The sequence below is a fragment of the Bacillus sp. RHFS10 genome (assembly GCF_016757475.1).
In the GTDB taxonomy this organism is placed as follows: domain Bacteria; phylum Bacillota; class Bacilli; order Bacillales; family Bacillaceae; genus Bacillus; species Bacillus subtilis_G.
Genome location: NZ_JAESPO010000001.1, coordinates 972,980 through 988,430 on the forward strand (window position 1 = coordinate 972,980; position 15,451 = coordinate 988,430).

Genomic DNA, 15,451 nt, shown 5'->3' on the forward strand with positions numbered 1-15,451 from the left:
GAATGAAACCAACTGGAGGGATATGAATGTCAGAATTCAAACAACAGGAGTTGTTCTGGGGCCGCATGTTTCACACGGAAGACCGTCCCAGTGCATTCCCTTCGTTTCAAATGTCCGACTCAACATTAAAGCGTGATGTATCGAGTACATCTGACTGTATTCACAGTTCATTGAGTTCAGATGTATCCCGGCGCATCCTGACCATGACGAATCAAACGCCGATGGCCGTTTATCTGGTTCTCCTGATCGGAGTTGAATCCCTGTTGTACAAATACACGGGGGAAGAGAGCGTGATTACAGGCGTTCCAACCTTTGAAGACGAAACTGATGAAGATCTTGGTTTAGATCAGCTCATGTTAATCAAGCAGAATATCAATGCCGACAGTACGTTTAAATCGATATTCCATGAACTGAAACATACGCTGGACGAAGCGATCTTATATCAAGACGTTCCTTTTGATAAAATGGCCGGACAGCTACGGCTGAACTATAATACAAATCATTTGCCGATCATCCATACAGTTGTTTCTTTAGAGCAAATCCATTCTGATCGTTTCATAGAAACGGCTGCTTCAGATGCTTTATTTCAGTTTGTTATGGGGGAAGACACGATTGAGGTAAAGTTATTTTTTAATGAACAAGCTTATGACCGCGAGTATATGATACAGGTGATCGGACATTTAAATCGTCTGTTTACTAACATGTTATTTCAGCCCGACCTCACCCTCGGACAAGTGAATATGTTGTCTGAAAAGGAGACAAATACATTTCTCGTTGACTATCATTATACGAAAACTGAATATCCGCGAGACAAGACGATTTATCAATTATTCGAAGAACAAATGAAACGAACACCGGATCAAGCTGCCATTATTTGCGGAGAAAAGCAATTCACGTATCGCCAGCTCAATGAACGCGCCAATCAATTAGCCCGAACGTTAAGGGCCAAGGGTGTAAGGGCGGACCGGCTCACTGCCATCATCAGTGAACACAGCATCGAACTGGTTGTGGGAATACTGGCCATATTCAAAGCGGGCGGGGCCTATGTGCCAATTGATCCGGATTATCCGAAGCATCGCATACAGTATATAGTAGATGACTCCCAAGCTGATATCATCTTGACAGAGAGCCATCTCCGAAAACAATTGGATCTGGCCGGCACAAAGGTTTTCATCGATGAAGAAAGCTCTTACCAGGAAGACGGCTCTGATCTTGAACCGATCAGCAGTACGAAGGATATGGCCTATGTCATCTATACGTCAGGTTCCACAGGCAAGCCAAAAGGTGTGGCAATTGAGCATCAGGGCTTAACCAATTATATTTGGTGGGCCCGCAGGGTATATGTCAAAGGAGAAAAAACCAACTTTCCGCTATATTCATCCATCGCTTTTGATCTGACAGTAACGTCTATTTTTACTCCGCTTATTACCGGCAATGCCATTATTGTCTACAGAGGAGAAAATAAGGTGGCCTTGCTTGATTCCATTGTGCACGATTCGAGGGTGGATATTATCAAGCTGACCCCGGCTCATTTGCAGTTATTAAAAGAAATGAACATTCCTCCTGAATGCACCATTCGGAAATTCATTGTTGGCGGCGACAATTTAAGCACGCGGCTCGCCCGAAACATCAGCGGGCAATTCGGCGGCATAATCGAAATCTTTAATGAATACGGGCCGACAGAGACAGTTGTCGGTTGTATGATTCACTCCTTTGATCAGCAAAACGACAGACGGGAATCAGTTCCGATCGGAGCCGCCGCGGACAACATGAACATTTATGTGCTGGATAAGAGCATGAATCAGGTTCCAATCGGCGTCCCGGGAGAAATCTATATCAGCGGGGACGGCATCGCCAGAGAATATTTGAACCGGCCAGATTTAACCGCGGAAAGATTTTTGCGGAATCCATTTGTACAAGAGGCGAAAATGTACCGGACGGGAGACTTGGCCAGACGGCTGCCGGACGGTAACATTGAATACCTCGGAAGGATCGACCACCAGGTGAAAATCCGCGGTTACCGCATTGAAATCGGCGAAGTCGAAGCCGCATTATTTCAAATATCACCGATTCAAGAAGCTCTCGTTATCGCACAAGAAACCAACGGGGAAACGACTTTGTGCGCCTATTTTACCGCACTGCATTCTTTAACCGCAGGCGAGATCCGGGAACATCTGTCCCGTCAGCTTCCTGCCTATATGATACCTGCTTATTTCGTACAGCTGACAGCGATGCCGCTTACGTCCAACGGAAAAATAGATCGCCAGGCGCTGCCTGCTCCAACTGGAAATCTCACAGGCAATACCTATACAGCTCCGCGGACAGAACTGGAAAAAATACTGGTCGGAGTGTGGGAGTCGGTATTAGGCGCAGAACGTGTCGGAATCAACGATCATTTCTTTGAGCTTGGGGGAGATTCGATTAAATCGATTCAAGTGACTTCAAGCTTATATCAATCCGGTTATAAACTTGACATCAAACACTTGTTCAAGCACCCGACGATTGCCGGGCTAGTTCCTTTTATAGAGCCGGTCACCCAAATCGCAGAACAAGGTGAAATTAAAGGTCCGACACTTCTGACACCGATTCAGCATTGGTTTTTTGCCCAGCAATACCCTGATCCGCACCACTATAATCAATCCGTTATGCTTTATTTTAAAGAGGGTTTGGATGAATCAAAGCTTCGGGGAGTCATGAAGAAGATCGCTGAGCATCATGATGCTTTGCGCATGGTTTATGTTCCGACAGACCATGGATACGAAGCCCGAAACCGGGGGATTGATGAAGGAGATTTATTCAGCCTTGAAGTATTCTCATTACTCGAAGAAATCAATCCCGCCCAAACGATTGAAACGATATCCAATGACATTCAGCAGCAATCCATCCATTTAGCCGAAGGCCCGCTCATGAAACTGGGATTGTTTCAATGTCAGGATGGAGACCATTTGCTGATTGCGATTCATCATCTGGTCGTAGATGGCGTATCGTGGAGGATTTTACTTGAGGATATAACGTCAGCTTATGAACAGCTGCAAAACGGCGAAGCGATCACACTTCCTAAGAAGACGGATTCCTACCTGTTATGGGCTGAACGATTGAAACGTTATGCAGAAAGCGCAGATTTTGAAGCGGAAAATCAATACTGGTTCGGGCAGCTGCATATCCCGCAGCATAAATTGCCAAAGGACAATGAACAGGAGAGCGGTATAGCCGAAGACCGAGAAATCATCATCGTCCAATGGACAGAGAAAGAAACCGAATGTTTATTAAAAAAATCGAACCGTGCCTATACGACTGACATTAACGATTTATTGCTGACCGGACTCTGTACGGCGGTTCATCGCTGGACTGGACATGAAGAGATTCTTGTTCATCTGGAAGGACACGGCAGGGAATCAATCTTTCAAGACCTTGATATTTCACGTACGGTGGGCTGGTTCACAAGCCAATACCCTGTTTCTCTTCAAATTCAGGCAGACCAGGACATCTCACAGCGGATTAGGACAGTGAAAGAACAGCTGCGTCAGATTCCCCAAAAAGGAATAGGATATGGTCTGATTAAATATTTGTCCGATCATCCGAAGGCCTCTGGCTTGACCGGTCATCCGGAAATCAGCTTCAATTACCTCGGTCAATTTGATCAAGATTTCGAAAATGGAGGAATCGAAGTATCTCCATTCTCCGGTGGGAAAATTGCGAGCGACAGGCATCCTATTGCCTATACGCTTGACATCAACGGCATGATCTCTGGCGGCCGATTGTCATTGGCCATCAGTTACAGCAATAAACAATATCGAAGAGAAACAATGGAAACATGCGCCGCTTTCCTAAAGAACAGCCTAAAAGAAGTCATCGAACATTGTACAGCTCAAAAGCAAATTCAGCTGACGCCAAGCGATATTTCGCTGAAAGACATAACAATCGCGGAATTAGATCAATTTGCTCATCAAACACAGCATATTGGCGACATTGAAAATATATATCCCTTAACCCCCATGCAGAAGGGCATGCTGTTTCACAGCTTAATCGATTCGGCTTCCAGAGCTTACTTTGAACAAGCCTCTTTTAATCTTAAAGGCGATTTGGATATCGAAGCATTTACGATGAGTTTGTTGCAGCTGGCAGACAGACATGAGATTCTTCGGACTCATTTTTACACCGAATGGAAAGATCAGCCTCTGCAGTTTGTCTTTCGAGAAAAACCGATCGAAATAACCGTTGAAGATATTCGAAACATGGAAGATGAACAACGCGGCAAATTTATTGCCGACTTTGTACAAAAAGATAAGGAAAGAGGATTCGATCTTACCCGAGATGCGTTAATGCGCGTATCAATCCTTCGTACAGAGAATGATCAAGCCCGATTGATATGGAGCTTTCATCATATTTTAATGGATGGCTGGTGTCTGCCTCTTGTTACGAAAGAAGTGTTCGAAACCTATTATGAGCTCCTTGATAGAAGAAAACCCGAGCGGGAAGCCGTCACCCCGTACAGCCGATATATCGAATGGCTGGAAGACCAGGATCATAACAACGCTTCAGCCTATTGGCAAAAATATTTGGACGGTTATGAAGGACAAACCGTTTTACTGAAAGAACCTGTCTCAAACCAAGCCGAGGGATATCAAAAACAAAGTCTTGCATGCCGGCTCGGAAAGCAGCTATCAGAAGAAATCAGGCAGACTGCAAGCAAGCATCACGTCACCGTGAATACGTTTATTCAAAGCGCGTGGGGCCTATTGCTGCAAAGATACAACAACAGTCAAGATGTCGTTTTCGGGTCGGTCGTATCCGGCCGCCCGGCAGAAATTCCGGGTATTGAATCCATGGTCGGCTTATTTATCAACACCATGCCCGTACGTATTACCGCTCAGCCTGGAATGACTGTGGAACAAGTGTTGAAAATGAGCCAGGAGCAGGCATTGGCTTCTCAGGCGTATGATACATTTCCGTTGTATGAAATTCAGGCTCAGACCGAACAAAAGCAGCAGCTGATCAGTCATATCATGGTATTTGAAAATTATCCGGTAGAGAAACAAATGGAGCATATGAAACCGAAACGTGACACACTGGACATTATTAACTTCCATATGGAAGAGCACACCCATTACGATTTCAATTTTATTGTCATGCCGGCGGGGAATATCGAAATTCATTTTGTGTACAATGGCAACGTCTATGAACATACAAGCGTCAAGCGGATGGAAGAGCATTTTATGCAAATCATTAAGCAAATGGTGAACAGTCAGGCGATTCGCGTCCAGGACCTGGATATACTTACGGCGGATGAACGTTCGCTTCTTATAGAGGCATTTAATGATACGGCCGCGAATTATCCAAAGGAAAAGACGCTTTATCAATTGTTTGAGGAACAAGCTGAGCGAACGCCGGCGCAGGTGGCGATTGTTTTTGGAGATGAGAAACTAACGTATCGGCAGCTCAATGAACGGGCTAATCAATTGGCTCGAACGTTAAGGGCCAAGGGTGTAAGGGCAGACCGGCTCACAGCCATCATCAGCGAACATAGCATCGATCTGGTTGTGGGAATACTGGCTGTATTAAAAGCCGGCGGCGCCTACGTACCTATTGATCCGGATTATCCGAAGCACCGCATACAGTATATATTAGAAGATTCCAAAGCCGAGATCGTCTTGACACAGTACCATCTTCGGCAGCGATTTACACATGCGGGCACGATCGTTCTATTGGATGAGGAAAGCTCTTATCACGAAGAGCACTCCAATCTTGAACGGATCAGCGATGCGAAGGATTTAGCATATGTGATCTATACATCGGGATCCACAGGCATGCCCAAAGGCGTATTAATCGAGCATCGCGGCTTAACCAATTATATTTGGTGGGCTGACAGCGTATATGTCAAGGGGGAAAAAACCAACTTCCCACTGTACTCCTCCATCGCTTTCGACTTAACGATAACGTCTATTTTTACACCGCTCGTAAGCGGCAATGCCATCATAGTCTTCGGAGGAGAAGACAGAGCTGCCTTGCTTTCATCTATTGTACAGGATTCCAGAGTAGATATTATTAAGCTGACTCCGGCTCATTTGCAGTTATTAAATGAAATGGACATTCCACATGAATGCAGGATCCGGAAACTGATTGTAGGCGGCGACAATTTAAGCGTGAGTTTGGCACGGAGCATCAGCGAGCGATTTCAAGATCAAATTGAAATCTTTAACGAATACGGGCCAACGGAAACGGTCGTCGGATGTATGATTTATTCCTTTGATCCGCAGAAAGACAGACGAGAATCGGTGCCAATCGGTACGGCCGCGGCCAATATGAATATTTATGTGCTGGATGCGGGGATGAAGCCAGTGCCGATCGGCGTTCCCGGAGAAATATACATTAGCGGGGCCGGCATAGCCAGAGGATATTTGAACCGCCCGGAATTAACGGCCGAGAAATTTGTTGAACACCCGTTTGCCGCAGGCGAAAAAATGTACAAAACGGGAGATGTCGCCCGATGGCTTCCCGACGGCAATATCGAGTATGTGGGAAGAATGGATCATCAGGTGAAAATCCGGGGCTACCGGATTGAAATTGGCGAGGTCGAAGCGGTTTTATTGCAACTGGAATCTGTCAAAGAAGCGGTCGTCATCGCGATTGAAGAAGAGGGATCCAAGCAGCTGTGCGCCTACTTAACCGGGGATGAATCATTACATACAGCGCAGCTGAAGCGGCATTTGCTGAACAAACTGCCCGCGTATATGATCCCAGCCTATTTTGTACAAGTAGAGAAGATGCCGATAACCGCTAATGGAAAAATTGATCGAAAAGCGTTGCCGGCTCCTGAGAGAAATAGGCTCACCGGAAACGAATACGCAGCACCCGAAACGTTAATTGAAAAGCAGCTGGCCGAGATTTGGAAGAACATTTTAGGTCTCACTGACCCGGGTATTAAAGATAATTTCTTTGACGCGGGCGGCCATTCACTTAAAGTATTGCAGCTGATTCATCAAATTAACGCCGATATGGGGCTCAACATGCATTATCAAGCCGTATACGATTTTCCTACCATCGAAACAATGGCACGCGCCATTCAAGCCACGGTCTTCGAGTCCAAGACGGATAACGTATTCGTCAAGCTGAACCAGGAAGATTCAATCCCTGTGTTCTGTTTCCCACCTTTAATTGGGTATGGACTAGTTTATAATGAAATGGCAAAAAGACTTGATGGCAGCTGCACAGTCTATGCGGCTGATTTCTTAGAAGAGCCGTCTTATGAGAAAGAGATCGTTGACCTGTATGCAGAAAGCATGATAGGCATTCAGGAACAAGGGCCTTTTGTTCTGCTTGGTTATTCTTCGGGATCGAATTTGGCTTTTGAGGTTGCCAAAGCCTTAGAGAAGCGAGAGCGCGTCGTATCAGATGTGATCATGCTTGATTCTAAAATCACTGTTTCGGTTACGCATTCATCAGAAACGGAAATTGAAGAGATCGTCCATCTGAATATGGATATTATTCCGGACTACTACCGTGACATATTAACCATTCCTTCGATTAAGGATAAAATCAGAAGCTACCTTGCGTATCACAATGAACTGATCAATTCCGGCGCCGTTAACAGCAACATACATCATTTGTTGTGTGGCGATTTGACTGATAGAGGATGGACGCAATCAACTGTACAGCATTACCTTGAGTACAAATTAAAAGGAGACCACGTGACGATCTTTGAACCTCATAATATCGAAGAAAATGTGGATGCAATTCGATCTATTATCAAAAGGATTGAAGAACGGCATCATCAAGGACTGGTTCTTGATGAACAACTGTCAATGGGATCGTTTGCGGGAGATGCAAAGTTTGACAAAATGTAAATGATCAAGTGTAAAACGCCGCTGGCCTGGCAGTCAGCGGCGTTTTTTATTAAAAAGGCGAGAGCAATACTCCTGTGTTTGTAAGGCTTACTCTAGAAATCGTCCAATTTATGCGTTCTTCATGACCAGTTGTCATCAAATGGTAAAAAATAACCTCCATTTTAAGGAAAAAGAAGGATGTCAAGTTATTAGAAAAAAGTGTAGCCTATGTTTATGGGTTCTAGCTTTATTATTGAGTTGCTTATCTGCGGAGTCTGCTTTTGCTGCCGGTCTACAATTTGTCCTCAAATGTTAAAAGACCCCCATTTTAAAGAAAAAGGAGGAGTGTTAAGTTATGAGTAAAAAGTGTAGCGTATGTTTATGGGTCCTTGCTTTATTATTAAGTTGCTTATCTGCGGAGTCTGCGTATGCTGCCAGTACTACAATTGCAAAACATACAGGGAATTCAAACCCGCTTATAGACCATCATTTGGGAGCAGATCCGTTTGCGCTGACCTATAACGGAAGAGTCTACATCTATATGTCAAGCGATGACTATGAATATAATAGCGACGGAACGATTAAGGATAATTCATTTGCCAATTTGAATAAAATATTCGTCATATCTTCAGCGGATATGGTGAACTGGACAGATCACGGAGCGATTCCCGTAGCGGGTGCCAATGGGGCGAATGGCGGCCGGGGGATTGCCAAATGGGCAGGAGCATCATGGGCCCCGTCAGCCGCGGTGAAAAAGATCAATGGTAAGGATAAATTTTTCCTTTATTTCGCAAACGGTGGCGGAGGTATCGGGGTTCTCACCGCAGACAGCCCGACCGGCCCATGGACAGATCCGATCGGAAAAGCGCTGGTAACGCCAAATACGCCAGGAATGTCCGGTGTTGTATGGCTTTTTGATCCGGCAGTATTCGTAGATGATGATGGTGCCGGTTACCTATATGCCGGCGGAGGCGTTCCGGGCGGTTCAAATCCCACGCAGGGGCAATGGGCCAATCCTAAAACAGCAAGAGTCATGAAATTAGGGCCTGATATGACCAGTGTTGTTGGAAGTGCATCTACGATTGATGCGCCTTTTATGTTTGAAGATTCGGGAATGCATAAGCATAACGGAAAATATTATTATTCCTATTGCATCAATTTCGGGGGCACGCATCCGGCCGATAAACCCCCAGGTGAGATCGGCTATATGACCAGCTCAAGTCCCATGGGTCCCTTTACGTATAGAGGGCACTTCCTGAAAAACCCGGGTGCATTTTTCGGAGGCGGCGGAAACAACCATCATGCTGTTTTCAATTTAAAAAACGAGTGGTATGTGGTGTACCATGCTCAAACTGTCAGTTCCGCTCTGTTCGGGGCCGGCAAAGGATACCGTTCTCCCCATATTAATAAGCTGGTGCATAATGCAGATGGATCCCTTCAAGAGGTTGCGGCAAATTATGCAGGCGTAACACAGCTTTCCAACTTGAATCCATATAACCGGGTAGAAGCGGAAACGTTTGCCTGGAACGGACGGATTTTGACAGAGGCATCCTCAGCACCCGGCGGGCCAGTCAATAATCAACATGTCACAAACATTCATAACGGAGACTGGATTGCTGTAGGAAATGCAGACTTCGGGTCAGGCGGTGCCAGGACGTTTAAAGCAAATGTAGCATCTGCTGGAGGCGGAAAAATAGAAGTGCGTCTCGATAGCGCAAACGGCAAGCTTGCAGGAACCCTGAATGTACCTCCCACAGGCGGAACGCAATCCTGGAGAGAAATAGAAACTGCGGTAACCGGCGCATCCGGTATTCACAACGTATTCTTTGTATTTACCGGAACTGGTACAGGAAACTTGTTTAATGTTGATTACTGGCAGTTTACGCAAAGATAACACCAGTTATGGCACCGCTTGCTTGCGATATAAAAGCAGACAGAACACATTTTTCTAATACGGTAAAAGACATTGAAGGAGAGGAAAAAATGATGTCGAGCGTCAAAAAAACAATTTGTCTACTATTGGTATGTTTCACTATGCTGTCAGTAATGTTAATGGGCCCAGGCGCTGCTGAGGTCTTTGCGGCAAATGATGTAACAGTTAATATTTCTGCAGAAAAACAAGTGATTCGCGGTTTTGGAGGAATGAACCACCCGGCTTGGGTTGGAGATTTAACTGCTGCTCAAAGAGAAACTGCTTTTGGCAATGGACAGAATCAGTTAGGCTTTTCAATCTTAAGAATTCATGTAGATGAAAATAGAAATAATTGGTACAAAGAAGTAGAGACTGCAAAGAGCGCGATCAAACACGGGGCAATCGTTTTCGCTTCTCCTTGGAATCCTCCAAGCAATATGGTTGAGACCTTCAATCATAATGGTGACACATCAGCTAAACGCCTAAGATACGATAAGTACGCCGCATACGCGCAGCACCTTAACGATTTCGTTACCTTCATGAAGAGTAATGGAGTGAATCTGTATGCGATTTCCATCCAAAACGAGCCTGATTACGCTCACGAGTGGACGTGGTGGACGCCGCAAGAAATACTTCGCTTTATGAGAGAAAACGCAGGCTCGATAAATGCCCGTGTCATTGCACCTGAGTCATTTCAATACTTGAAGAATTTGTCTGACCCAATCTTGAACGATCCTCAGGCTCTTGCCAATATGGATATTCTCGGAACCCACCTGTATGGGACTCAGGTCAGTCAATTCCCTTATCCTCTTTTTAAACAAAAAGGAGCGGGGAAGGACCTTTGGATGACGGAAGTATACTATCCGAACAGTGATAACAACTCGGCGGATCGATGGCCCGAGGCCTTGGATGTTTCACAACATATTCACAATTCGATGGTTGAAGGGGATTTTCAAGCTTATGTTTGGTGGTACATCCGAAGATCATATGGTCCTATGAAAGAAGATGGCACGATCAGCAAACGTGGCTACAATATGGCTCATTTCTCAAAGTTTGTGCGCCCTGGATATGTAAGGATTGATGCAACGAAAAATCCTAATCCGAACGTTTACGTGTCAGCCTATAAAGGTGACAACAAGGTCGTTATTGTTGCCATTAACAAAAGCAACACAGGAGTTAACCAAAACTTTGTTTTGCAGAATGGATCTGCTTCTCAGGTATCTAGATGGATCACCAGCAGCAACAGCAATCTTCAACCTGGGACGAATCTTAAAGTAACGGACAATCATTTTTGGGCCCATCTTCCAGCTCAAAGCGTGACAACATTTGTCGTAAATCGTTAAAGGCACCTAAGGCAAGCGTACCACGTTGAAATTGAGCGATTTTCCGATCGGAAAATCGCTTTTTTCGTGTCTTGCGTCTGAAGCATACAGCATTAAAGCCTTACATGCGGGAGACATCAGTTTTTCATTGTTATATTTTAGCTGTATTATACGCCAACTTTGATAAAGCATTAATAGATCCTAATTTGGAGGTGTGGTTAAATAGCTAGAAGCAGATTTTATGAAAAACCAGACATTGATCCAAAGAGTTTAGATACTTCTCGATGGCAAAAAATGTTAACTGAAACATTTTTATACATTCCTGAGAACATTTCGCTTAAAATATATCTGAATGTGCTAAAGGGCGAGTCATCCCCTTAATCAAGGAATTTTACGCCGATTGAGGGTTGATGGATATCTCCGACCTGATATTGACGACGACTTGATATCTTTTATGTTTGAGTCAATGCAGTTTCATTTAGTCATGTTTTTTAGGGAATTCGATATTAAGGACTCTAAGCTGCAACATAAGATTAAGTAAGTACTTTGCTGACTTTATGGGTCATGGGCTGCTTGAAGATCATAAATATTCTGAAATTGTTAGCGATCACAAGAAAGTCAGGGAGTAGATATGATTCACTGAAGATAGGATGTAATAGTTTCACAGTTTTGAAAAGCGCTTATAGAGCAATGTTTGTATTTCACATTCGCCACTTTTATTAATTAAGGGGGAAAACGAGAATGAAAACTTATGACGCATTTCCAGAACCAATTGGCGGCTATACTGTCGGCCGAACCCAGATGGATTTTGAGTACACGGCATCAGATCACTCAAAAAGAGAATTGACCGCGTTTATGTACTATCCATCTGATAGCAGCGAAGGGAAGACTCCATCAACGTACATGTTTCCTGAAGTCTACGAAATGGTTCATGACCAGCCACTTGTCACTGAGTATCTGAAGGAAAAGGATTTTTTCTCTATCGATATCAAAACTCATTGTTACGACGACCTTGCTCTCTCCTGGAAGGAAAAACGCTATCCGGTGTTATTCTATGTTTGCGGCGGGGGCGGTTCTCCAGAATGGGGTACAGTGATATGTACAGACTTGGCAAGCATGGGATATGTTGTGGTAAGCATCGGGCATCAGAATAGCACGATGTATAAGCGTAAAGATGGGCGCCTGTTTAATGTATCAAAGGATTTTTCGGATGTCATTATGGCGTTTTCTGAAGATCAGGAGATGCGGGCGTTGGCTGGTAAGATGGAAATGCGGCCTGACGATGAAACTGCCATTGAGATGTGCCGTAACGTGCTTCAACTGCCGATACTTGACAAGTTAACAGAGTATAGTGAATTACAGGCAGAAGATGTAAGGTATGTAGCCGATTATCTTTACAAACTGGACTCTGGAGAGCTGAATTCCATCTTTAAACGCAGATTGTTGCTTGATATCGGCATGGGCATAGTCGGACATTCTTACGGAGGGCCTACAACGGCGATTGTTTGCCGGGACGACGACCGGTTCGCCTGCGGGATTGGCTTGGATAGCGGTGCGTTCGGCCTTCTCGACAGCGACCTTAAGAAACCCTTTTTGCTGCTTTTTTGTGAACCTAACTATAACATGAATGCGATAATTGGCGCTAACAATAGCATGGAAACCTATTATTTCTCTGTTGATCGTGTTGCGCATTTAGATTACTGCGACATTGTGTTTACCAGTGCTTATGAGGAGCTCAGCAGAGGCGAACGGGATGCTATGGAGATGCGAAATCTTGTTACAGACTATACGAAGAACTTTTTTGATCATTACATACTGCAGAAGGCTGCAAGTGTTGAAAATCTGGCATATGATGGCGTGGACTTGATCAAGAAGACCAGCAACAAGGTGACATAACCGAGAGATTGCTGATAAACGCATGTCAAAGAACTAGCCGTAAAATACAGATTAGTAAATTTCCTTAGAATGATGAAGATTTCAACTATATGGAAGTGTAATTATTGAAGGCTTTATTGATTGGATAGAAAATGAATGAGACGAACAACTCCTAACTGAAAAACCTTTATGACCGATTTAATTTATTGAGGACGTAAAGGTTTTTTGATATTACAAACAAATGGGTGAAACTGTAGATAAATTAGAATGGACCCTTGTTTATGTCCCTGTACCTGTACATAAAAGGGAGCTAAAAATCAAAATGATGTCATTCGAATTTTCGTTAGTTTACATAATATATATTCTAGGAAGTAAACAAAATAAATTATTTTCTGTCTCAGAATAAAAGTATACTTGAGTTAGTGAGATAGAAAATGAAATTTTACGCTTCTTAAAACTCAATCATAAAATGGTGTTGTTAATTCATAATAAACGGCTTCTAAATCTTCCAGCGTCATATCGCCATATGCACATTTAATAGCTGAATCAGCAAATTCATCGTAGTCATAATCCGTAGAAAAACGTTGCTGCAGCTGTGTCTCGTAAGGTTCGATCTGTTCTTTTTGATTTTGAATATCTTTTTCCTTACCCGGATAGTCCGGGCCATTTATCACATCATTCATATGTTTGAACAGCACCATATACTGTTTCAATATGTCATCCACAACGTAATCCTCCTTATTTTGCTGTATAAGGTGCTAAAAACGGACATCATTGCTGATGCCCGCCAAAAGCTGAACTATTTGGGCTCTGTTCCCCAAATCAGTTTTCCGTGATTATATAATGTGATTTTTTTCGTTGTTTTAAACGTATTTGATTGAAAAAAGGAATAATCCCCGCTTTGTGCATAATTGCTCCAGTCATCATTGTGAAGACGAAGCTGAATATCCCCTGTGCTTGCTCCCGATGAAAGCGCTCCGGTTTTAAATCCTAGTTCAAGATAGGTATCTGCGCCTTTCTTAGGTTTATGCAACGTCACAAACTTGTGGGTCACATTGCCGCATCCGATCTGCGCGTAGTCACAGTCAAAGTTTTGGCCTTTGTTTTTCGCGTTATACCAGTAACGGACAGTGACATCTTTTAAATCAACCGTGGAGTTGCCGTTATTTTTGATGTGAAGCTGCGGGCGGATCTGGTTTCCGTTCACACTTCCATCCCCTGCTCTGGATTGCACAGAGATGCTCTTTTCCTGTGTAGGTTGATCTTGAACCGGCGTTTCAGGGCTGTCCTTCGTCGAATCTTTGGTACCGAGAATGCTTTCTCTTACAAATATTCCTGAAGACGATAAACCTGACAACGGCCAGCCGCCTGTTTTAGATGCTCCCGGCTTTAAAGCTGAAGACGATTCCTGCTTATCAGAAAGATTCCAGTTGACCCAGCTGATGTTCTTGCTGTCGAGATAATTCAGCCATTCCCGTGACTGGTCCAGGAATACTCCGCCATTTCCGGAAGCATCGCTTGTCCCCCACTCCGTCACAAAAATAGGCGCTCCTTTGCTGAGGGCATAGTTTGCCTTATCCCGTAAAAACTGGCCATGTGTGCCGGCATAAAAATGAAGCGCGTACATGATATTGTTATCCGCAAGCTGATCATCTGCAGCATCATTCACATCCTGGCTCCATGTACCGGTACCGACAATGATGATGTTGTCGGGATCGTTTTTACGGATAACGGAACTTACTTCTTCCGCATACGGTTTAATATCACGCTTCCAGTTCACATCGCCGTTTGGTTCATTCGCAATTTCATAGATAACGTTTGGCGTGTTTCCGTAAAGGCTTGACATTTCCTTGAAGAATTCTTTTGCCTTCTCTTTATTTTGATTTGGGTTGCCGTCATTTAAGATATGCCAGTCGATGATGACATATATCCCAAGCTCTTTTGCCGCTTCAACCGCTTCTTTTACTTTGTTTTTCACAGACGGATTATCAATATAACCGCCGTCTGCCGTATACATCGCCGCTCGGAAAACCGTAATGCCCCAATCGTCTCTCAGCCATTTTAAGGTGTCTTTATTGACAAAATCGCCAAACCATTGCAATCCGTGTGAACTGATCCCCTTCAGCTGCACCGTTTTGCCATCTTGATTGACTAGCTGTGTGCCTTTTATGCTAAGCTGGCCATTTATGGATACCGGCGTCTTTGTCCCTGCTGCAGATGCTTCTGGAGCCGCCAAGCCGCCGGTCGCTAGTAATGCAATGAATAAACATACGGTTAAGATAGAGACTGAACGTTTCATATATGATATTCCTCCTTCAAATCAATATGTAAAAAATATGCCTAGTAACTCACCGCTCTCCTCCCTTTCGCTTTTTTACCACGAACTCATTGTAAAAAGCTTTCTTATATTTGTCTATCAACCTAATTTCTTGTTTTTAGCCGGCTTAAAAGCCTGTCTAATTTCTCTTTTTGTGTTGTTTCAGATACAAGCTGATACATGTGGATCAAAGATAAAAGTG

6 protein-coding genes are annotated in these 15,451 nt (G+C 44.0%); 4 read left to right on the top strand and 2 right to left on the bottom strand.

Features of this window, described 5'->3' with window-relative positions:
• The first annotated feature begins 26 nt into the window (after nucleotides 1-26).
• The 4 genes from JMN17_RS04885 (at nucleotide 27) to JMN17_RS04900 (ending at nucleotide 12,953) form a co-directional block, all read left to right on the top strand.
• Entirely contained in the window at nucleotides 27-7,844 is a 7,818-nt protein-coding gene (locus JMN17_RS04885) for a non-ribosomal peptide synthetase (RefSeq protein ID WP_087991405.1), read from the top strand.
• A gap of 334 nt (nucleotides 7,845-8,178) precedes the next feature.
• Nucleotides 8,179-9,717, top strand: coding sequence for a glycoside hydrolase family 43 protein (locus JMN17_RS04890; RefSeq protein ID WP_087991406.1), 1,539 nt, complete (start codon nucleotides 8,179-8,181; stop codon nucleotides 9,715-9,717).
• 89 nt (nucleotides 9,718-9,806) lie between these two features.
• The gene (locus JMN17_RS04895) at nucleotides 9,807-11,078 is read left to right on the top strand and encodes a glycoside hydrolase family 30 beta sandwich domain-containing protein (protein WP_202327729.1); all 1,272 of its coding nucleotides are present in this window, start codon (nucleotides 9,807-9,809) and stop codon (nucleotides 11,076-11,078) included.
• Between the two features lie 720 nt (nucleotides 11,079-11,798).
• Entirely contained in the window at nucleotides 11,799-12,953 is a 1,155-nt protein-coding gene (locus JMN17_RS04900) for an alpha/beta hydrolase (RefSeq protein WP_087991408.1), read from the top strand.
• A gap of 437 nt (nucleotides 12,954-13,390) precedes the next feature.
• Here the strand turns inward: JMN17_RS04900 and JMN17_RS04905 are convergent, their stop codons facing one another.
• Together JMN17_RS04905 and JMN17_RS04910 are read right to left on the bottom strand one after the other, a co-directional pair.
• Complete coding sequence (locus JMN17_RS04905; RefSeq protein ID WP_087991409.1) at nucleotides 13,391-13,657, bottom strand: YnfE family protein; 267 nt, start codon at nucleotides 13,655-13,657, stop codon at nucleotides 13,391-13,393.
• A 74-nt stretch (nucleotides 13,658-13,731) separates the two neighbouring features.
• Nucleotides 13,732-15,231, bottom strand: coding sequence for a cellulase family glycosylhydrolase (locus JMN17_RS04910; RefSeq protein WP_202327629.1), 1,500 nt, complete (start codon nucleotides 15,229-15,231; stop codon nucleotides 13,732-13,734).
• Nucleotides 15,232-15,451 lie beyond the last annotated feature (220 nt).

Coding starts and splice junctions, on each gene's coding strand:
- JMN17_RS04885 (WP_087991405.1), top strand. CDS start 27: ATGTCAGAATTCAAACAACAGGAGTTGTTCTGGGGCCGCATGTTTCAC.
- JMN17_RS04890 (WP_087991406.1), top strand. CDS start 8,179: ATGAGTAAAAAGTGTAGCGTATGTTTATGGGTCCTTGCTTTATTATTA.
- JMN17_RS04895 (WP_202327729.1), top strand. CDS start 9,807: ATGATGTCGAGCGTCAAAAAAACAATTTGTCTACTATTGGTATGTTTC.
- JMN17_RS04900 (WP_087991408.1), top strand. CDS start 11,799: ATGAAAACTTATGACGCATTTCCAGAACCAATTGGCGGCTATACTGTC.
- JMN17_RS04910 (WP_202327629.1), bottom strand. CDS start 15,231: ATGAAACGTTCAGTCTCTATCTTAACCGTATGTTTATTCATTGCATTA.